This is a genomic window from Sporosarcina aquimarina, assembly GCF_023715615.1.
GTDB lineage: Bacteria > Bacillota > Bacilli > Bacillales_A > Planococcaceae > Sporosarcina > Sporosarcina aquimarina_A.
In genome coordinates, this window is record NZ_JAMBOM010000003.1 from 224,251 (window position 1) to 244,158 (window position 19,908).

General features: G+C 44.7%; 17 protein-coding genes. 7 read left to right on the top strand and 10 right to left on the bottom strand.

Annotated features, from left to right (window positions below):
- Window positions 1–98 precede the first annotated feature (98 nt).
- From arcC to fdrA, 4 genes are all read right to left on the bottom strand, one after another.
- Window positions 99–1,037 carry a carbamate kinase gene (arcC, locus tag M3197_RS10630; RefSeq protein WP_251661397.1) on the bottom strand — a complete coding sequence of 313 codons (939 nt, stop codon included), beginning with the start codon at window positions 1,035–1,037 and terminating at the stop codon, window positions 99–101.
- On the bottom strand, window positions 1,022–1,948 hold the full coding sequence (locus M3197_RS10635) for an oxamate carbamoyltransferase subunit AllH family protein (protein WP_251661399.1): 927 nt from the start codon (window positions 1,946–1,948) through the stop codon (window positions 1,022–1,024). Before M3197_RS10635 ends, arcC begins: the two co-directional genes overlap by 16 nt.
- A gap of 5 nt (window positions 1,949–1,953) precedes the next feature.
- Entirely contained in the window at window positions 1,954–3,216 is a 1,263-nt protein-coding gene (locus M3197_RS10640; RefSeq protein ID WP_251661401.1) for a YlbE family protein, read from the bottom strand.
- Window positions 3,217–3,317: 101 nt separating this feature from the next.
- Window positions 3,318–5,066, bottom strand: coding sequence for an acyl-CoA synthetase FdrA (gene fdrA / locus M3197_RS10645; protein ID WP_251661403.1), 1,749 nt, complete (start codon window positions 5,064–5,066; stop codon window positions 3,318–3,320).
- Between the two features lie 346 nt (window positions 5,067–5,412).
- Between fdrA and M3197_RS10650 the strand changes: the two genes are divergently transcribed.
- Window positions 5,413–6,291 carry an alpha/beta hydrolase gene (locus M3197_RS10650; RefSeq protein ID WP_251661405.1) on the top strand — a complete coding sequence of 293 codons (879 nt, stop codon included), beginning with the start codon at window positions 5,413–5,415 and terminating at the stop codon, window positions 6,289–6,291.
- A gap of 31 nt (window positions 6,292–6,322) precedes the next feature.
- Window positions 6,323–7,372, top strand: a complete 1,050-nt coding sequence (gene allD, locus M3197_RS10655; protein ID WP_251661407.1) for an ureidoglycolate dehydrogenase — start codon at window positions 6,323–6,325, stop codon at window positions 7,370–7,372.
- Window positions 7,373–7,718: 346 nt separating this feature from the next.
- Here allD and M3197_RS10660 read toward each other — a convergent pair whose 3' ends face one another.
- The 3 genes from M3197_RS10660 to M3197_RS10670 form a co-directional block, all read right to left on the bottom strand.
- Window positions 7,719–8,951 carry a Zn-dependent hydrolase gene (locus M3197_RS10660; RefSeq protein WP_251661410.1) on the bottom strand — a complete coding sequence of 411 codons (1,233 nt, stop codon included), beginning with the start codon at window positions 8,949–8,951 and terminating at the stop codon, window positions 7,719–7,721.
- 292 nt (window positions 8,952–9,243) lie between these two features.
- Window positions 9,244–9,489 carry a glutaredoxin family protein gene (locus M3197_RS10665; RefSeq protein ID WP_251661411.1) on the bottom strand — a complete coding sequence of 82 codons (246 nt, stop codon included), beginning with the start codon at window positions 9,487–9,489 and terminating at the stop codon, window positions 9,244–9,246.
- Between the two features lie 324 nt (window positions 9,490–9,813).
- A complete protein-coding gene (locus tag M3197_RS10670) occupies window positions 9,814–11,067 on the bottom strand; it encodes a dicarboxylate/amino acid:cation symporter (protein WP_251661413.1) in 1,254 nt (417 codons plus the stop codon).
- Window positions 11,068–11,280: 213 nt separating this feature from the next.
- Between M3197_RS10670 and pgeF the strand changes: the two genes are divergently transcribed.
- Window positions 11,281–12,039, top strand: a complete 759-nt coding sequence (gene pgeF, locus M3197_RS10675; protein ID WP_251661415.1) for a peptidoglycan editing factor PgeF — start codon at window positions 11,281–11,283, stop codon at window positions 12,037–12,039.
- Window positions 12,040–12,062: 23 nt separating this feature from the next.
- Here pgeF and M3197_RS10680 read toward each other — a convergent pair whose 3' ends face one another.
- Window positions 12,063–13,148: a CdaR family transcriptional regulator gene (locus M3197_RS10680; protein WP_251661417.1), complete on the bottom strand. Its 1,086-nt coding sequence runs from the start codon at window positions 13,146–13,148 to the stop codon at window positions 12,063–12,065.
- 129 nt (window positions 13,149–13,277) lie between these two features.
- Between M3197_RS10680 and M3197_RS10685 the strand changes: the two genes are divergently transcribed.
- From M3197_RS10685 to M3197_RS10695, 3 genes are all read left to right on the top strand, one after another.
- Window positions 13,278–14,417 (top strand): glycerate kinase, encoded by a 1,140-nt coding sequence (locus tag M3197_RS10685; protein ID WP_251661419.1) that lies wholly within the window; start codon window positions 13,278–13,280, stop codon window positions 14,415–14,417.
- Entirely contained in the window at window positions 14,418–15,764 is a 1,347-nt protein-coding gene (locus M3197_RS10690) for a GntP family permease (protein ID WP_251661421.1), read from the top strand.
- Between the two features lie 102 nt (window positions 15,765–15,866).
- On the top strand, window positions 15,867–16,184 hold the full coding sequence (locus M3197_RS10695) for a hypothetical protein (RefSeq protein WP_251661423.1): 318 nt from the start codon (window positions 15,867–15,869) through the stop codon (window positions 16,182–16,184).
- Between the two features lie 47 nt (window positions 16,185–16,231).
- Here the strand turns inward: M3197_RS10695 and dacB are convergent, their stop codons facing one another.
- Window positions 16,232–17,755, bottom strand: a complete 1,524-nt coding sequence (gene dacB, locus M3197_RS10700; protein ID WP_251661425.1) for a D-alanyl-D-alanine carboxypeptidase/D-alanyl-D-alanine endopeptidase — start codon at window positions 17,753–17,755, stop codon at window positions 16,232–16,234.
- A 169-nt stretch (window positions 17,756–17,924) separates the two neighbouring features.
- Between dacB and M3197_RS10705 the strand changes: the two genes are divergently transcribed.
- Entirely contained in the window at window positions 17,925–18,791 is an 867-nt protein-coding gene (locus tag M3197_RS10705) for a ribosomal eL19 family protein (protein WP_251661427.1), read from the top strand.
- Between the two features lie 59 nt (window positions 18,792–18,850).
- Here the strand turns inward: M3197_RS10705 and M3197_RS10710 are convergent, their stop codons facing one another.
- Window positions 18,851–19,900 carry an LLM class flavin-dependent oxidoreductase gene (locus M3197_RS10710; protein WP_251661429.1) on the bottom strand — a complete coding sequence of 350 codons (1,050 nt, stop codon included), beginning with the start codon at window positions 19,898–19,900 and terminating at the stop codon, window positions 18,851–18,853.
- Window positions 19,901–19,908: the final 8 nt, after the last annotated feature.

The following is a 19,908-nucleotide window of genomic DNA, read 5'->3' on the forward strand; positions in this document are numbered from 1 at the left end:
TCTGATTTCATGAATTATGTAAAAAACTAAAACCTATGTAAATACCAAAAGGGTATTGGCCAGTGTCAAAATGACCATAGCCAATACCATTGATATACTTATTTTTTAATCTGTGTACCAGCCTTACCTTCAACTGCTAGGTCTGCCTGTCCAAGTGAGCAGATAATCGCACGTCCACCGAGTTCAGCGAACTTCATAGCCGCTTCCATCTTAGGTCCCATACTGCCGGCAGAAAATTGTCCTTCATCCGCATAGCCTTGAGCTTCTTCAAGAGTAATCGTACCAAGTGCTTTTTGATCAGGCTTGCCATAGTTTACAAATACGTTGTCAACGTCAGTCAAAATCATAAGAACGTCTGCCTTCGCTTCTTCTGCAAGACGAAATGCACTACGGTCTTTGTCAATAACAGCTTCAATACCTGTCAAGCTACCATCTTCTTCACGGACAACAGGAATACCGCCACCGCCAGAAGCGATTACTATAACTTCGTTATCTGTTAGCATTTTAATAGTTTGAGAGCTAAGAATTGACTTCGGGTTTGGAGAAGCAACCACACGTCTCCATCCACGTCCAGCGTCCTCTTTTACGTCCCATCCTTTTTCTTCAGCCAACTGCTTGGCTTCTTCTTCAGAGTAGAACACACCAATAGGCTTAGATGGATCTTTGAAAGCCGGATCATTACGATCCACTTCTGTTTGCGTCAGCATACTAACCACTTGGTTGTTCAGACCCAATTTATTTAGTTCGTTCTTCAATGTTTGTTCCATCATATACCCGATGAATCCTTGTGATTCTGCGCTACAAACGTCAAGTGGAAGTGCAGGAACGACATCTTTCGCTTCTTCGTTCTGGCGAAGGATGTTGCCTACTTGCGGACCGTTGCCGTGTGTAACGACGACTTCGTGACCGTTTTTGACGATTTTCGCAATAATTTCAGTACTAATTCGTACATTTTCACGCTGATTCTCATAAGTCGCTTCCTGCTTCGGTTGCAGGATTGCGTTCCCGCCAAGTGCAATTACTACTTTTTCTGCCATTCTTGTTTCCTCCTTAGCGCCAATAGGCCGAGTAACATGCCAAAAACCGTATCTGTTCCGGAACTATGCCCCATATCGAGCAATTCCGAAAGCAGTGGTTTTAGCATATAAATATCTGTCTTCTCTGTCAATGCTGAAGCCGTTTCAGCCACAGTCGAGCTAAACTTTCCTTCCAACGCATACAACAAATACTCACGTCCGATATCAGTTGTCAGTGACTCGTTCAGAACAAGTCCTTTTACGGTTTCAACAAAAGGAGTAGATAGTATTCCAGTCGCTGCATGGATAGCGAGTAAGCCGACCAAATGATCATCACCTGAAGGGGTTAACCCCTGCCCCCGACCGATGAAAAAGCGAAGTTCTGTCTCTATTTTCTCCCGGTCAGATGATTCCAATAGGGAAAGTAGTTCATAAATATGCTGCTCATTTATTCCACTTGCAGGGGATCCCTCTAAATAAGCGGCTAAAAATGATTCAATTTCTGTGCCCAATCCAGTTATACGTGGTTCAATGAGCAATATGGATATAAGCATAGCTAAGTTGTCCATTAGCTCATCATCTGTAAACATTTTGCGAGAAATCTGCCAGTCAAACGGCACTGCGCCAGCGAGGCAAACAGCAGGTACTCCCTCTCCAAACTCCAACTCCCGCTTTGCGGAATGCCAAGACACAGAGCAATTGTTGTTGATGGTTCCTAGCAATTCTTGTAAGTGCTGGTGGGATAGGTGAATACCAAATGGCAACTGTCCGTTTTTCGTCGTGCCGATGAAAAACAAATGCTTGCCCATTTGGACATTAACACCATTCTGAAAAATGCTGTGTACTTTACCTCCTGGGTGCTCAGAAAGCAACAGAGGAATGCGTTGTTCGTATTCCTCTGCATACAAGACTGAACCCTTCGCTGACAGCATCTCCATTAGATCAAGCCTAGCTTCACAGCATATGCTTCTAATGCCTTTTCAAAACATTCCTTAGGAGCACGAACGGTTCCCGCGCCAACTTGACCCATACCTGCTTTTTTGTGTGCAATTCCTGTATTGATGACTGGCTCAATACCGGTCTCAACTACTTTACGTGCATCGATTCCAAGACAAGCACCTTGGAAGTCCCATGTAGGAATTGTGAAGTTACTATTTTGAGAGACACAGATTTCTGTCATTTCATTACTTGTTGCAAGTGCGTCATCAAATCCGCCAGCGCCAACAAAACGTGTTACCCCAGGTGCTGCAATCATTGCCATACCGCCGACACCGAATGTTTCAGTGATCGCGCTGTCACCGATATCAGGGTTAGCATCATCTTGTGAATACCCTGTAAAGAATAGTCCTTGAGGCGTGTTTACTGGCGCTGTGAACCACTCGTCTCCCATTCCACTAATGCGAATTCCGAAATCTTTACCATTACGGCACATTGCTGTAACGACAGTTCCGTCTTGAATAGTACGAGCTCCATCCATTACAGCTTTTCCTGTAGCCATAGCAATGTTAAGGAAGAACTGATCTGTATCCGCCAAGAATTGAATAACATCCTTACGATCATTATCATCCATGTCCAACTGAACGATGTATGGGCTGATCTCTTTCAAGAAGATTAAGGACGACGCAATGTTACGCTGGTGGAATTCATCACCCATCGTAATCGCTTTTGCGATGATAACATTCAAATTCAAACCATCTTCAGTGAGAGCAAGAGCTTTTGCAATTGTTGGTCCAAGAATATCTTGCATCCACTTCAAACGATCGATTACCTCTTGTGAATTAGCACCAAAACGAAGCACTTTTCCGATTCCTTCGTTCATGATGCAGTATGCTTCGTTGCCGTCTGTACGGTTTTCTACAACAAAAACAGGCATATTAGCAGATGTAATTCCACCCATTGGGCCAACTGCATTCACATGGTGACATGGAATAAATTTCACTTCACCGCTTGCTAGTTGCTTTTCCGCTTCTTCTTCGGTCGATGCCCAACCTTCATAGATAGACGCACCAATACAAGAACCTTGCATAGGACCTGTCATGTCGTTCCACACAATAGGTGGACCTGCATGGAGTAACACTTTTCCGTCATTTAGTTCTTTAATTTTTTCTTTAGCGGGAACAACATTCACTAGAAACGGAGCAGATCCGGTAATTTTATCGACAACCGCTTTGTTTGCTTCATCCATTGACTTATAGTTCATAGCGTACACACCTCATTCGTCATATTTACAGATGTTTCCACCTGCATTGGAAAGGTCCAGTCCAGAGCGGATCTGGACCTTTTATCTTTATCATTCTGAAATTATTTCAGCAAGCTTAAGATTTTAGCCATACGTGCATTACCGCCAGCAACTGGACGCCAGTCGTATTGGACAAACTGTGTACCTGTATCTGCAAGCGCACCTGTAAAGCCTTTCAAACCGACGTTAATGACGCGTGGACGTTCTGAAACGAGTGACGCGATGTCTTCTGAGACAGAAAGATCGAATTTCTTATCTGACTTAGTGCCCTCTACATGTTTCTTCTGGTTATCTTCAACTTGGAGTCCAACAATGCTTAGCGCAGTGCGGACTGCTTCGTTGTTTGTTTCTTTTACAATGACCCCTGCTTCTTTCAACTGTTTTACGTGATTGTCATAGCTTTGCGGATCGTTTTTCGTTCCACAAACAGTTGCGACGACGTGCAATGTACGGCCGCCTTCTTTTGCTTTTGCTACTGCTTTGTTGATAGACGGAAGTAACGCGCTTGCCATGTCGTCATGCGAACCATAACCAAGTACGAAGTCTAGCAAGATAACAGCAGTTGTTTCATCATCCCCAGCTTGCTCGATAAACTTCGAACGAGTTTCAGGATCGATCATCGGGTGTGGCTTACCTTGTGTATATTTATCGTCTCCAAGGTCAACAATTTCCTGACCTTCGTGTTTCAAGACGTAGCCTTCTTCGTTTTTAATATGCGTGCCAAGGCCCAATGCATCAGAGATCAGTACAGCTGCTTCAGAAGCGAGTGTACCACCTGAGTACAATCCTTTTAGCGTCTTCTGACCTTCTTTCAAGCTTGCATTCTCTACAGAGAAGTCGCCTGAGTTATAATCTGCCTTCACTTCGTTTCCGCGTGCTAAGTCCACTGCAATATGTGCAGTTTCCGCAAGTGTATAAGCTTGGTAGACATTGCCTTCATATTGCTCTGGCTTTTCACCAAGGAATACAGCAACGACTGGCTTCGTCAAGCTTTGAAGAAGTTCCATTACTTCGTTACGAACGTGTTCTGCAGGTGGCTTAGAAATGATCGTGATAATTTCTGTCGCGCTGTGGTTTTCTAGAGCACGAATTCCATCCATCATAGTAATCGCACCAATTGGATCTTTCAGGTCACGTCCACCAGTACCGATAGCGTGGCTGACGCCTTCTCCTAAGCGATCAATAATTGTGGATACTTCCTGGATTCCTGTTCCTGATGCACCGACAAGGCCGATACGGCCTTTGTTCACAACGTTTGCGAATGCCAAAGGTACTCCGTCAAGAATTCCTGTACCGCAGTCTGGTCCCATGACAAGCAATCCCTTGTCGTGAGCTTTTTGTTTCAATCTCAATTCGTCTTCTACAGACACGTTATCACTAAACATGAACACGTGAAGACCACGATCCAGTGCCTTGTCCGCTTCATCTGCTGCATATTCACCAGGTACTGAAATCATAGCAACGTTTGCATTTGGAAGTGCATCCACTGCTTTGTCCCATGTCCGTACGGTTTCAAATCCTTGCTTTTTGTTGCTGATAGATTGGTCATTTAAGTATTGTTCCACTTTTTCAAGAACTGTGTCTATCATGTCTGCATTGTCTGTGTCGACAACAATTGCCATGTCGTTCGATTCTGCTGCTTCGAGTTCTGATGTATGCAACCCTGCATCTTTAAAGATGTCTTTGTTAGCTGGTGTTGCCATCATGATTTGTACTTTGTTGAGACCTTCCATAGTTGCGATTGAGTTCGTGAGCAACATGAGGTTAATGGAGTCTTGGTACGAGTTCTTCTTGATAATCGTATGAAGCACAAAAATCACCCCTGTAAGTATTTTTTAAAATCAGCGTGCCTACCTTTGGATGTGTTTCCCTAATTATGAAGCACAAAACAAAGGTGAAAGCTGTTATTGTTTATCCAAGTTAATTGTAACGCAATTTGCATTGCAGACGAATAAAATACTAGAGCGTAACATTACAAAAACATAAAATTGTTAATCAATAGCTGTTTTCTTGGTGTTTCGTGTCGTAAAATAGGAGGAGAAATGGTTTTGCCGAGTACTATTCATACCTTTAAAAAGGATCTGAATTGTATAAAAACTAACCATTGCATTCGAAATTTAATAAGAAAGATAGAGAGTTAGAAAAGAGGGTTCGATTATGGCAGATGCATTTGTTTATAAATGTGTGGAGGAGTGTGAGATTGGAGGGGTACTTCATCCAACAACCAAAACTCTGGCCCCTTTGATTGTCTACATACATGGAGGCGGACTAATCTGGGGGACACGCGATGACATGAATCGCGAACAAATCCGTCTATATAATGAGGCTGGATTCAACGTATTTTCTGTAGATTATCGACTTGCTCCTGAATCCAAACTTCCTGAAATCCGAGATGATATTCAGGATTTACTAGTTTGGATAAAGACTGAAGCACCTGCTCATTTCGATTTCGATCGAGAACGAGTGGCTGTGATTGGTAGTTCAGCTGGAGGTTATCTCGCTCTGTTATCAGGGACATTTGATGTGAAGCCAGATGCGATAGTGTCGTTTTATGGATACGGACAAGTCACTGGCGAATGGTATCGAAATCCTAGCGCGCATTTTACATCGATGACGTCTGTACCTGAAATGTTAGCGAAGCAACTGGTTCAGCCAAATCCAATTTCATCGGCACCAATCGAACGGCGATATGCCATTTACTTATATTGCCGTCAGCAAGGCACGTGGCTCGATTGGGTGACGGGCTCGGATGCTAAGGATATTAGTAAGCTGGCACATTTCGCACCTGTTGAGTTAGCAGATACACGATATCCAGCAACGCTTCTTATCCATGGCGATCAGGATGAGGATGTGCCATACGCAGAGTCTGTCGCAATGAAAGAAAAGCTCGATTCGTTACGTATTCCAAATGAGCTTCTGACGATTTCCCAAGGGAAACATAATTTTGACGCAAACATGAACGACCCTGATTCTGCGCGTACTATTCAGCATACGATTACTTTTTTACAACAACGATTTTCTATGAAGACGAACTAAAAAGTGGCTATAGCCAAAAGGAGTGTTGGAGATGAAGGTATCGATTGAGGAATTGAAAGAGCTAATGGCAAACAAACTCACACAAGCAGGGCTACAACGGGATGATGCGGAGATAGTTGCAGACGTACTTGCACACGCAGATGCTCGCGGTATTTTTTCTCACGGGGCGATGCGTACTGAATACTATGCCGAACGAATTGCTAAAGGCGGCATTACCGTAAATCCAGACAAACAATTTAAGCAAACAGGACCTGGTACTGCTGTGCTGGATGCTGATAACGGGGTCGGACACGTAGCTGCAAAAGATGCTATGACTCGAGCAATTGAAATGGCTCGGGAAAACGGAACGGCCATTGTCGGCATTCGCCGTATGAGTCATAGTGGTGCCATGTCGTACTTTGTCCAACAAGCAGCTGAAGCTGGAATGATTGGAATCTCCATGTGCCAGTCCGATCCAATGGTCGTTCCTTTTGGCGGAGCTGAACCGTATTTTGGGACAAACCCAATCGCGTTCGCGGCTCCTGGTGAAGGTGATGATAAGATCATCTTCGATATGGCAACAAGCATTCAAGCATGGGGGAAAATTTTGCATGCTCGGTCAAAAGGCGAATCGATTCCCGATACGTGGGCAGTAGATAAAGACGGCGTACCGACGACGAATCCATTTAAGGTGACAGGATTGCTTCCGATTGCTGGACCAAAAGGCTATGGTCTTATGATGATGGTAGATATCTTGTCAGGGGTTTTGCTAGGTCTTCCATTCGGTAAGCACGTGTCGTCGATGTATCATGATTTGACGGCGGGGCGTGAACTCGGACAACTCCATATCGTGATTGACCCAGGTGCGTTCACAAGTTCTGATCTGTTCCGTGCCAATATTTCCGGAATGATGAAAGAATTGAATGAGGTGAAGCCAGCTCCAGGGTTTGACCAAGTGCTGTATCCTGGTCAGAACACAACACTTCAAGAACAAGAGTCCTTGAAGAATGGTGTGGAGATTGTAGATGAAATTCTTGAGTATTTGCGTAGTGACGTTGTACACAATAACCAATATGATCATAAGGATCCTTTTGCAAAATAACTTAGATGGCCCGCATTGTGTGGGCCATCTTTTTATTATGATTTTTCTCGTTATCGATCAGTTTGGAGTGGTTGCCGTTCACTTGCAGGGAATTCTCGATCACATGTGTGCGTTTCTCCGACACTTGGAGTGATTTCTCCGACACTTGCGAAAGTTTCTCGATAACGGGACACAATTCAAGTGTGTTTAAGGATTTAATTGCTAGCACTCGCCCTGTTTTTGAATATCCTAACTCATAGGTGCATGCAGTTTAGAGAGAATTGGCAAAATCACCATTTCTAAGTTTAACCCACAAAAAAAAACAGCATAGCGAGACAACTACTGTCCCGCCATACCGTTTGGATCATTACACAATGTTGGCCTGTCTTAACATGAATGCTCTTAGCACTTCTGCACCTTCCAACAATTCTTCCATGGAAGTGTATTCAGCTGGGTTATGGCTAAGCCCATCTTTGGACGGAACGAAGATCATTCCAGTCGGACAGAACGCCGCCATATTCATAGCATCATGCCCCGCCCCACTTGGCATTTCCAGCCACTTCACTCCTCGTTCTTCACAAACCGCTTTGAACCCATTCACAACGTCTGCATCCATTTGAACTGGCTCTTCACTGGAGATTGCCTCCATCCAAACGTCTAATCCACGCGCTTCGGCAACATCTTTGACCGCCGTTTCAAGTGCATCCACGACACGTTGTCGCGACTCTGTGTTCGTTCCTCGGATATCGACGTCCATTTCCGTTGTACTTGGTACGACATTCATCGCTCCGGGTTTTATTGAAAAAACGCCTACTGTACCAACAGTACCATACGCAAGTTCCGCAATAGCTGCCCGTTCCACAGCCAATGCAATTTCAGCACCACCAAGCAGCGCATCATGACGGTAATCCATAGGGGTTGTCCCTGAGTGATCTGCCGTTCCTCCGACGTGAACATGGAATCGAACAGGCGCAGCAATGGCAGAGACGACTCCAATAGATACTTGTTGCTTCTCTAGCACAGGACCTTGCTCTATATGTAGCTCCACAAATGCTTTGAACTCATCTTGAAAACGCATCGCTAAATGGACTTCTTCCAGATCGAGTCCATTCTCTTCAAACGCTTGCATAAGAGTAATGCCATTTCTGTCTGTCAACGATCGGGTATATGCCGGATCCAATCGTCCTGACATCGCTTTACTACCGAGTGTGGAGGCTCCGAAACGCGACGATTCCTCGCACGCGAAGATAATGACTTCCAGCGGATGCTCTGTTTCAATGTTGTCATCCGCAAGCGAACGCATCACTTCAAGTGCAACGAGCACACCCGCGGTTCCATCAAATTCTCCAGCTGCATAGACCGAGTCGATGTGTGAACCCGTTGCTACTACAGGCAATTCAGCTGTTCCGCCTTCACGTCGTGCGATGACGTTTCCCGCGTAATCTGTGCGGACCGTGAGTCCAGCCTCTTCAAACTGTCGAATCATATACTCCCTCGCATTGCGCTCTGTTTCGGTATAAGCAAGACGATTAATGCCTTCTCCTTCGTCTGTAAACTTCGCTAGCTCTTCAAATGACTGACGCAATCGCTCCAGCTTCATAGCAATTCCCCTTTTCATATAGGCACCCTGATGCAAATGAATTCACAGTAATTCCTTCACTCCTACTGTAAAGTATCGCAAGTTCATAGAAAAAAATCAAACCGGCTCTCCCATTTGAATTTAGGGATAGCCGGTTTTCAGTTCATCCATTCCATAATTAAGAGAAAAATACCGGTGCCAAATAGCGCAACGTGTCCGATGCAAAACTTAGGAAATAACTTCCTCGTCACTTCCTTTTCCACATCGGTTTCAATAGAACACGTCATACAGCGGAACTTGTCAACAATACGCTTCACTGAGCTTCTCCATGAAGAGCATTTTGAACACCTTCAGGATCAAAACCTAAAATCCAAACGTCATTCAATTTGGTCTGAGGAACACCCATCTGTCCAGTTGTTTTTACGAGACGTTTTCCTGCTTCTTGATCTAATGATACGTTTACAGTTTCATAAGTGATTTTCTGTTCGTCCAGATAATTCGTCATCATCGTGCAATAAGGGCACGTAGAAGATACGTAAACAGTTGCTTGTGGTGTCATATCACACACTCCTTCTGATTTGATTTCTTTTATCATATACCCCTAAAGGTATTATTTCAACCTATCAGCTCTCTTCAGAACGCTCTTCTAAAACAATCGTCCTCCTTCTTAAAAATGATGATTCACTGTAATAGGGTGCTTTGCAGTGTAAAATGTCTCCAACTGAGGGTTCTAACAATATTCTTCCATATATCGCAAGAAGTGAAGATCACCAGGAACTCCCCATTTATTCAAACCCGTTCTTCAGCAATCCTCCCTCTAAAAAAGCCATCTCCAAGAGATTTACATTACATCTCTAAGAGCTAGCTTTTAGAAAATCACTTTTTACGAATGTGCCGGGGTTTCTTCTCCTTCTTTTATATCCTCTTTTCGTTTTTCCGTACGACTAATGAGCGTCGTACCTACAAGGTCACCTGTAACATTCAGGGCCGTTGCTCCCATTCCAATCAATGCATCAATCGATGTAAGTAAAGCCACCGCTTCAATCGGTAAACCCAACTGCACAAAAACCGTTGCAATCATTACTATTCCTGCACCAGGGACACCTGCTGTTCCAATTGAGGCAAGCGTTCCGATTAAGACTACCATTAACATATCCGTCAAAGACAGCGGGTTACCTGAAATGTTTGCAGCAAAAACTGCAGACACTGCGATCCGTATTGCCGCTCCATCCATATTGATCGTTGCGCCTAACGGCAAACTAAATCCATACAAACTGCGCGGCAACCCTAAATCACGTGCAGCAGTTAAAGCTAATGGCAACGTGCCGGCACTACTTTGCGTAACAAAAGCTGTCGCAATCGGAGTTCGTGCGTGCTTGAAAAATGTTAGCGGGTTCACTTTAAATAGCAGCATTACGACAATATACAATACGATTTGCGCAAGCAATGCTGCATATAGCACGCCAATCATCCCTCCTAGCGAAAGAAGCGTGTCGGCTCCTTGGCTCCCCACCGTCTTCGCCATGATTGCAAATACACCAATCGGAACGTATTGCAAAATCCCTTTGAGGATGAATAATGAGGCTTCGTTCAGCGCACTAATGGTTTTCAACAAATGATTGCCAAGTTCACTCATACCTTCTGAACTGCGCATAGCAGAGATTGCAATTCCGAAAACGAGTGCTGTAAAAATGATTCCTAGCAAATTCATCTCCGTGAACGCAGTAACAATATTTGACGGAACAATATTGAGTAACACGTTGACGATGCCGGGATTATCCGGTACGTCAAACGACTCACTTCCGTCTAACTTCATGCCAGATCCAGGCTGGAACAATGTTGCAACTGCGAGTCCTACCACAATTGCAACCGCAGAACTGAGCGTATAATAGATGAACACTTTTCCACCCATTCGGCCGAGATTCGTAATCGTTGTCTGATTCACGCCGACGATTAGCGTAAAAAGGATAAGAGGAATTATTAAGAAGGTCAAAAGACGGATCAGTAAATCACCAAGTGGCGCAAATACATTCGCTTGATCACCCATCAGCAATCCAACCACAATTCCGAGGATTAAAGCTATCGTTATTTTAAGAATTAAAGATGCATTCGCATATCGGTTCCAGAGTGCTTTCATGTATGACGGCATCTCCTTTTCTCTATATTTCTGATTAATTCCTATCTGCTTACTAGGGAATATAATAGTCTACAATAATGCACAGAAAAAAGGTTGTCAATGTCTCTGCTCAATACGGCAGGGTGTATTCATTACTTCCCTATCTGATGCACATGTAACCCCACGACATGGTACAATAATCAGCAAACATTTTGATAACTAGAGGTGAATGAAATGAAAACAAAGCGATACGACATGAAAGGGAGCTCGATTTCAGGAATTACTATGAAAGACCCCACTGCTCTTGAAGAGAATAACTTGGCGTTACACGCTTGTCTGGATTCAACAGCTGTGCTAAAAAATCGACAAGCGCTCGCATTTACTCTCGGATGTTCAACAGATGATTTTGTCTTTGCAGACCAAACTCATAGCGCCAATTTCCACAAAGTCACTCGTGCGGATTGTGGGCGTGGTGCGACTGACCAAACCACTGCAATTCCTAATACGGATGCTCTTTTTACAAATGAGCAAGGTATCGTTCTCGCGGGGTTCATGGCGGATTGCGTGCCCGTGCTTCTTTCAAACGAACGTGCTGGTATTGTTGGCGTTATTCACTCGGGCTGGCAAGGCACCGTCAAAGAAATCACACCGAAATTGCTCCAGCATCTTATTGAACATGAAGGATGTCGTCCAGAAGACTTCGAGATAGTGATTGGACCTGCACTTAGCCAAGATAAGTTCGAAGTGGACAGTGATGTCTTCGAGAAATTTCATGCACTCGGCTATGCGGAACCATGGATTTCGTTCAACGAAAGGTCCGGCAAATACCAGATTGATAACCAAAAGACTGTAAAAACTCAATGTGAACTGGCAGGCATCCCAAGTGCTAATATTACAATCGAACCCATATGTACGTTTCAAAGTGAAGATGGATTTTCATATCGTCAAGACAAACAGGCGGGAAGACATCTCGCATTCATCGGATTAAAGTAACCGGGCGGAAAACGCTCGGTTTTTTAAGTTTGTGCTCCTTCCTTTAACAACAACGCATAAAACAATTGAACAGCCGAGCTAAATCGTGTAGGATCCAATCCTGTTATATCTGCAATACGTTTAAGGCGGTACGAGAGTGTATGTCGGTGAATCCTAAGCTCATTGGACGTATTTTGGGCATGAAGTTCATGTTCCAAATACGCTTGAAGTGTTGCTATCAAATTCTCATCAAGATGGCCTAATATCCTTTCAACGTATTGTGTATGCAAAGGTTGTTGATACGCCCCCATCAAGGCGCGCATTTCAATTGTTTCAAAATCATTGATGATTTCATTTATCATCCCAAATTGAATTGCGTGACAGGCGGATTCGTAGCCCAATACGATATCCTCTTCTACAAACACCGTTTTACCAATCCCCATCTTTAAGAGTGAAACACCTTTCTGTTTACAAACATGCTCCACTCTTTTTTTCACCAGTTCCCGGTCCACGCCCCATATTAGAAACGGCATGGCATGTCCACAATCAGCTCCTGACAACACAGTACGAATCCCCATAGCCTCCGCTAGCCAATCCGTAAGATGATTCGGTGTACGGGTCGCCTCGTTTTGGTGAACGATCAGCACCGTAAACGGGCCTTCCAAAGAAATGGATAACATCTTCATCCGATCCAATGTAACTCCTGAAATAGGATTGCCGCTTATTAGTTCTTTAAACACCAATTCCCCTGCAGTTCTCTTCCACTCTGATTCAGATGTCAATAATGACTGATGAACCATCATTTCCGTCGTTAACTGGACAAGGGGTGCAACATCTCGTAACTCTTCTACAGATCCCGTTATCCCAATAATGCCAACTAGTCGAGATTTATAGTGAATCGGTAAATTCACCCCAGGTTTTGAACCTGGCCATTCCGCTAGATTCTCATTGTCTATCCACAATGACTTTCCCGTTTCCGCAACATGAGCTGCCCCCTCATGAATTCTATCCACCCGTTCCCTTTCCCCTGAAGCTAAAATCATTCCATTCGTATCCATCACATTCAAATTACGGGTTAATCTAAGCATCGTTTGTTCCACAATTTCCTCAGCAAGTCGCTTAGTCAGCATCTTTCACCTCTACGTATAAAAATAGTCTTTTAATTTTAGTAATACATATACACACAGTCTAATGTAATTAGATTATTCTGTACATATAATGATAGACACCAACTACTATTCGATAGGAATGATGCTTGTATGAAAATACTCGTTGCACCAGACTCCTTCAAAGGAAGTTTATCTGCACTACACGCGGCTGAAGCGATGGCAGAAGGGATCCGAGAAGCTGACCCTACTAGTATGCCCGTCTTACTGCCTGCAGCTGATGGTGGTGAAGGGACGATGCAAAGCTTAGTCGACGCAACAAATGGGAAATTCATATCTGTTCACGTGGAAGGACCACTTGGCCATCTCATCCCAGCAAGATACGGAATACTTGGCGATCGTTCGACTTGTGTAATCGAATTAGCAGAAGCTTCCGGTCTTATGCATCTTACATGCCAGGAGCGAAACCCACTCATTACGTCATCATTCGGAACTGGGCAGTTAATCCTCCACGCGCTCAATGAAGGTTACCGAGATTTCATAATAGGACTCGGAGGAAGTGCTACAAATGATGGAGGAGCTGGCATCTTACAGGCGCTTGGGATGAGCTTGCTCAACTCAGCTGGAGATGAACTTCCTCGAGGCGGAGCTGCACTGCAGCAGTTGCACACCATTAACCCCTTCTTTTTTGACCCCCGAATCGCTGATAGTACGTTTCTAATTGCAGCAGATGTTACTAATCCATTTATCGGGCCAAATGGGGCTTCAGCAGTTTTCGGGCCTCAAAAAGGGGCATCGAACGGGGATGTTGAACTACTCGATAGAAGTCTTTCAAATTTCGCAGACATTATAGAGAAACATACAGGAGTTTCTCTACACCATACACCAGGAGCAGGTGCCGCTGGCGGTGCTGGTGGTGTGTTTCAAGTGTTTTTCCCCGGTAACTTCCAATCCGGTATAAATATCGTGCTGGAAACACTCCATTTTGATGAACATTTGGAAACTGCAGATCTTGTCATCACAGGGGAAGGTCGTTCTGACAGTCAAACCTTTTCAGGAAAAACCCCTTACGGAATTGCACAAGCAGCACGTCAAAAAAACGTCCCTGTCATACTTGTATCAGGAACGATTACACCAGAGTGTCGGTTAGCACTTGCTGACTTATTCGCAGGTGTACACGCAATCACTTCTGATAGCATCACGGTAGCGGATGCTATGTTGAATCCATTTAAAATGCTTAAAGAAACTACGAAACTAGCTATTATGCACTATAAAAATAAGGAGGACTGTTAAATGTTGTTTGCCATGATCATTTTAAGTGTTGTTCTCATTATCTTTTTAACAGCCGTCTTGAAGGTCCATCCGTTTTTATCACTACTTGCAGGGGCATTTTTCATCGGAATCACATCCGGAATGCCTCTACTAACCGTCGTAGACACAGTTAACGAAGGGTTCGGCGGACTCATGAAAGGCATCGGGATTGTCATTGTCTCCGGTACCATCATCGGCGTCATCCTTGAAAAATCCGGGGCTGCTTATCGTATGGCGGAAGTTGTCTTACGCGTAATTGGTGAAAAACGACCTCAACTCGCAATGTCACTCATCGGTTACATTGTTTCCATCCCCGTATTTTGTGACTCAGGATTTGTTATTTTATCTAGTTTAAAGAAAGCGCTCGCAAAGCGGGCTGGTGTTACAATCGCATCCATGTCTGTCGCATTGGCAACTGGATTGTTTGCGACACACACACTGGTGCCACCTACTCCTGGACCGATTGCAGCTGCAGGAAATATCGGAGCTGAAGGCTATTTAGGTGTGATTATCCTAATCGGACTAATCATTGCAATTCCAGCAACTGTGGTCGGATATTTATGGGCTGTAAAAGTCGGCACCAAAATTACTGTTCCAGAAGATGAGGAATCCATTACATTCGATTATGATGAAATCGTCAAATCTTTTGGAAAGATGCCTTCTGCGTTTAAAGCATTCCTACCTATTGTCTTACCTATTATTTTAATCGGGGCTGGTTCAGTTGCTAAGCTAACAATGGGAGAAAGTGGATTAAGCTCGTTGTTACAGTTCATCGGTTCGCCTACCGTTGCTCTACTTTTCGGAGTCCTTGCAGCATTCTTATTACTTCCAAAATGGAACGAAGAGACACTGTCAGGCTGGATTGGTGAGGGCCTTAAAGAAGCGGCTCCAATTTTACTGATTACTGGAGCTGGGGGTGCATTTGGTAAAGTGATTTCTACTTCTGGTGTCGCTGAATTAATCGGGGAAATGAATTTCACTGCACTTGCAGGTGGTGCACTATTTCTACTAGTTCCGTTCCTCATATCTGCAGCTTTGAAAACCGCACAAGGGTCTTCTACTGCAGCTTTGGTCATTGCATCGACATTAGTGGCACCTTTACTTCCTGCCATGGGTATTGAAGGGGCAATTCCACTTGCTCTTGTCGTTATGGCAGTTGGAGCTGGCGCAATGACAGTGAGTCATGTGAACGACAGTTTCTTCTGGGTCGTGACAGAATTCAGTGGCATGAACGTGACAGATGCTTATAAAGCACAAACAATGGCGACTTTATTGATGGGTCTCACAACAATTGTATTTACGATGATACTGTGGTTAATACTCGTATAAAGTCGTTCGCTTAAAAGCGAACGTAGGTTCTGTTTTAACTGGACTTTTATAAGATACCGTTGTATACTTATAAAAACAAGCAGTCGAAGGGAGCTACGCAGCTTGGAAGAAAAAATCTTACAGTTGTTAGTAGGGCTTACGGCAGATGTACGGGATATGAAGACGGATATAGGTGATTTGAAATCGGATGTTGGTACTCTGAAGTCGGATGTCGGCACTTTGAAGTCCGGACTGGAAAATTTGCATACGGAGATGAACACACGGTTTGATCGAGTGGATAACTTACTACAAGGAATTGGTGGTCAATTTGAACACCAAACCGAACAGCGGTTGGAACATGATGAGAGAGTTGCTGACGAATTCCTCGTTATCAAATCACGTATTTTCGATCTTGAAAACAAAGTGAATCGCGCGCACTGAAAAAGCAGTTCCCCACGGGAGTTACTCCTGGGGGATCTGCTTTTTGATTATATATCCGCTTCCGCAAGTATTGTAGCAATGGCATCTTCAATTGGTGTTACAGGACCCATAATGTAATTATTTATCATAATAGAAAAAGCAAGGGACGTTCCTTTTTTTGTCGTCACATACCCTGACAATGTGGATACGCCTGTGATCGAACCGGTTTTCGCAGCTACATTCCCTTTTGTCGACTCCTCTTTCATACGATTGCGAAGTGTTCCACCAACCATGCGATCCGCTTCACCTGCTAGTGGTAGCGACTCTCTGAAAGCCGGATACCAAGATTCTTCCTGAGCTCGAACTAGAAGTGTCGTCAACGTTTCAGAGGAGACTAGATTTTTGTGTGACATACCGGAACCATCACGTAGTAGAACCGTATCTTTTGCGATACCGAGTCCTGCAAGTGTTTCAGACATTACCTCAAGACCAGCTTTCCAACTACCTTCTCCCTTCTCGACTCTTCCCATTTCCTTCACGAGCATTTCTGCATGCCCGTTATTACTCAGCTTCATGAAGGGAATGTAGATTTCGTTCAGCGGCATAGACTTCTTAGTTGCAAGGATTTTCGCGTTCTCAGGTGCTACAGCGCGCTGAAGTCCTTTTTTTCCACTTACTTGAATTCCTTCTTTTTGCAACGCACTTCGGAAGACATCGAGCACAAGCTCTGATGGTTCCCAAACCGCCGTCCACGAACGTGAACTGGTGGCTTCGACTGGAATGGAACCTTCCACAATTATTCGATTTGTGCCATGTTCACGATGGATGGAAATCGTCTTTTTTCCACCTTTACCAACAGTAGTCGCCTCATTCACAATGACTGACGTTTCCGTTTTTGGTGTTAACGAAACGGAAGGTAGCTCTCCTGCTTTTGCCCCAGGCTTCACTTCTACAATGACTGTCCCTGTATCGTAATCTTCGTTTGGTGAGAGCGTGAGAGCCGATACCTGTGCGCCCACATAGTTGAATTCATCTGACCAATTCAAGTCTTGGGAATAGCGATCATCGTCATACCAACTATCATCTGCAAACAAATTTCCTTTTATGGTTTTGATACCTTGTTGTTTCAACTGATCTGCGAACTTCACGAGATCGCTTTGAAGTAGTGTCGGATCTCCTTTTCCTACTAAATACACGTCCCCTTGAAGAGTAGATCCTTTCTGTTTACCCGTCGTAGCCACTTCCGTTACGAATCGATAGTCCGGTCCAAGCACATCTAATGCCGCAGCACCTGTCAGTAATTTCATATTGGAAGCAGGTCGCAATCGAATATCGCTCATATGCGAATAGATCGAATGGCCAGTAGTTGCGTTTCGGACACTCACCCCCGTTATCCCGCCCTGTAATTTCGGATCAGTTAGTATCACATCTAACTTCTTGGATAACGTAATTGATGCATTCGCAGGTGGTGTAATTAAAGCAGCAGAGGCAGCAAGTGCAGGAATCGTTTGCTCATAAGCGATTGGAAGATATGCGACCGCAACTAATAGTGCAAATAAAAGAAGTTGTTTTCCCTTTTGTTTTTTTAACATTCAACACCAATTCCCTTCAATTTTTCTTTAGTATATCAATTATATGGTAGAATAAACTGCTATAATAAAGAATAATCAGATTTTAATGAGTTAGTTGCAGAACACTGGCCTAGTTCGCCTGTCCCATTCATCGTCTACTGGTATAGTTTATGTGTGTTAGTGGTGGTGTATGTATCGGAGGGAGCAAGTCACAACTCTAATCGGGCGGGTTCTCCTCTGGAACGTGCGGGTTTCGGCTCTAATCGGGCGGGTTCCCCTCTGGAATGAGCGGGTTTCAGCTCTAATCGGGTGGGTTCTCCTCTGGAACGAGCGGGTGCTGGCTCTAATCGGGCGGGTTCTCCTCTGGAACGAGCGGGTTTCGGCTCTAATCGGGCGAGTTCTCCTACAGAACGAGCGGGTGCTGGCTTTAATCGGGCGGGTTCTCCTCTGGAACGAGCGGGTGCTGGCTCTAATCGGGCGAGTTCTCCTACAGAACCGAGCGGGTGCTGGCTTTAATCGGGCGGGTTCTCCTACAGAACGAGCGGGTTCCGGCTCTAATCGAGCGGGTTCTCCTACAGAACGAGCGGGTGCTGGCTCTAATCGGGCGGGTTCTCCTACAGAACGAGCGGGTTCCGGCTCTAATCGGGCGAGTTCTCCTCCAAAACGAGCAGGTTCCGGCTCTAATCGGGCGGGTTCTCCTACAGAACGAGCGGGTTCCGGCTCTAATCGGGCGAGTTCTCCTCCAAAACGAGCGGGTGCTGGCTCTAATCGGGCGGGTTCTATGAAAGGGGCATTTATTATGAGAGAAACCACTCAAGACGAAACCGTCAACGAACCGAACGATGGGATTCACCTTGTCGTAATACTTGTCATCGCTACCATCGGTGGCTGGCTGCATATATCCGATTGGGTCATCACTGGAATCGAGACAGCCTATTTTGCAATCATCTTCCTATTTGTTGATAAAAAAAGTGTGGGCAAATTAGTGAAATTCGCAGGTATCTTACTCATTCTCTGGATTATTCAAAGGTGGCTATTTGCCTTAATCCCTTTGTAATTCGCAAAAAGAGAGGGAAGCCATATCTACAAAACACGGCTTCCCTCTCTCAATTCATCTCACGATTCTGTTTCCCACTCAGCAATCGCTTCACGTACCCTCGGTGCTACTTCTGCACCCAACAACCGGATTGCACTCATCACTTCGTCGTGTGGCATAGAACCTACCGGAACGTGAAGTAGGAACCTTGTGATTCCAACCTCTTTCCGCAACTTAATAATCTTTTTCGCCACATAATCCGGATCACCTACATACAGCGCCCCTTCCAGACTTCGTGCATCGTCATATGCTCCTCGATCATAAGGCGCCCAACCACGCTCTTTTCCAATTACGTTCATGGCGTATTGAGTAGATGGGAAAAATGCATCTGCTGCGCCTCGAGTCGTTTCTCCGACAAATCCATGTGAATGAGATGCAATCTTCAATTTTGACAGATCATGACCTGCTGCAGCTGCAGCTCGCTTATACAATTGAACAAGGGGCGCAAATTGCGTAGGACGCCCCCCAATTATCGCAAGTACAAGTGGTAGTCCTAACTTTCCTGCTCGTACGACGGACTCCGGGTTGCCCCCACTGCCAATCCAGACTGGCAATGGCTCTTGCACAGGGCGTGGATATACGCCTCTACGATCGATTGACGGCCGATGTTTTCCATCCCAGGAAACCACTTCCGAGTCACGTAACTTCAATAACAAATCCAGTTTTTCATTGAACAACTCATTATAGTCCGATAAATCCTGTCCAAATAACGGGAACGATTCGATGAACGATCCCCGCCCCGCCATAATTTCAGCTCGTCCGTTAGAGATTCCATCCAGTGTCGCAAAGTCTTGAAAAACGCGAACTGGATCCGCAGAAGATAATACTGTAACCGCACTTGTCAGACGAATATTAAAAGTTTGCGAAGCCGCTGCAGCAAGCAATATCGCTGGTGAAGATGCTGCATAATCCGCCCGATGGTGTTCACCGACACCAAATACATCAAGGCCAACCCTATCCGCCAGAACAATCTCCTCGACCACTTCCCGCAGTCGTTCTGCGTGACTTTTCAATTCTCCAGTTTCTGGATCTGGTGTTGTCTCCACGAACGTACTAATTCCTATCTCCATCGTTTCTT

What these genes read in the sequence shown, in the direction of transcription:
- arcC (WP_251661397.1), bottom strand. Translation starts at nt 1,037, where the DNA reads ATGGCAGAAAAAGTAGTAATTGCACTTGGCGGGAACGCAATCCTGCAA.
- M3197_RS10635 (WP_251661399.1), bottom strand. Translation starts at nt 1,948, where the DNA reads ATGCTGTCAGCGAAGGGTTCAGTCTTGTATGCAGAGGAATACGAACAA.
- M3197_RS10690 (WP_251661421.1), top strand. Translation starts at nt 14,418, where the DNA reads ATGTTGTTTGCCATGATCATTTTAAGTGTTGTTCTCATTATCTTTTTA.
- M3197_RS10660 (WP_251661410.1), bottom strand. Translation starts at nt 8,951, where the DNA reads ATGAAGCTGGAGCGATTGCGTCAGTCATTTGAAGAGCTAGCGAAGTTT.
- M3197_RS10650 (WP_251661405.1), top strand. Translation starts at nt 5,413, where the DNA reads ATGGCAGATGCATTTGTTTATAAATGTGTGGAGGAGTGTGAGATTGGA.
- M3197_RS10640 (WP_251661401.1), bottom strand. Translation starts at nt 3,216, where the DNA reads ATGAACTATAAGTCAATGGATGAAGCAAACAAAGCGGTTGTCGATAAA.
- pgeF (WP_251661415.1), top strand. Translation starts at nt 11,281, where the DNA reads ATGAAAACAAAGCGATACGACATGAAAGGGAGCTCGATTTCAGGAATT.
- M3197_RS10665 (WP_251661411.1), bottom strand. Translation starts at nt 9,489, where the DNA reads ATGACACCACAAGCAACTGTTTACGTATCTTCTACGTGCCCTTATTGC.
- M3197_RS10670 (WP_251661413.1), bottom strand. Translation starts at nt 11,067, where the DNA reads ATGAAAGCACTCTGGAACCGATATGCGAATGCATCTTTAATTCTTAAA.
- dacB (WP_251661425.1), bottom strand. Translation starts at nt 17,755, where the DNA reads ATGTTAAAAAAACAAAAGGGAAAACAACTTCTTTTATTTGCACTATTA.
- M3197_RS10680 (WP_251661417.1), bottom strand. Translation starts at nt 13,148, where the DNA reads ATGCTGACTAAGCGACTTGCTGAGGAAATTGTGGAACAAACGATGCTT.
- allD (WP_251661407.1), top strand. Translation starts at nt 6,323, where the DNA reads ATGAAGGTATCGATTGAGGAATTGAAAGAGCTAATGGCAAACAAACTC.
- M3197_RS10710 (WP_251661429.1), bottom strand. Translation starts at nt 19,900, where the DNA reads ATGGAGATAGGAATTAGTACGTTCGTGGAGACAACACCAGATCCAGAA.
- M3197_RS10705 (WP_251661427.1), top strand. Translation starts at nt 17,925, where the DNA reads ATGTATCGGAGGGAGCAAGTCACAACTCTAATCGGGCGGGTTCTCCTC.
- M3197_RS10685 (WP_251661419.1), top strand. Translation starts at nt 13,278, where the DNA reads ATGAAAATACTCGTTGCACCAGACTCCTTCAAAGGAAGTTTATCTGCA.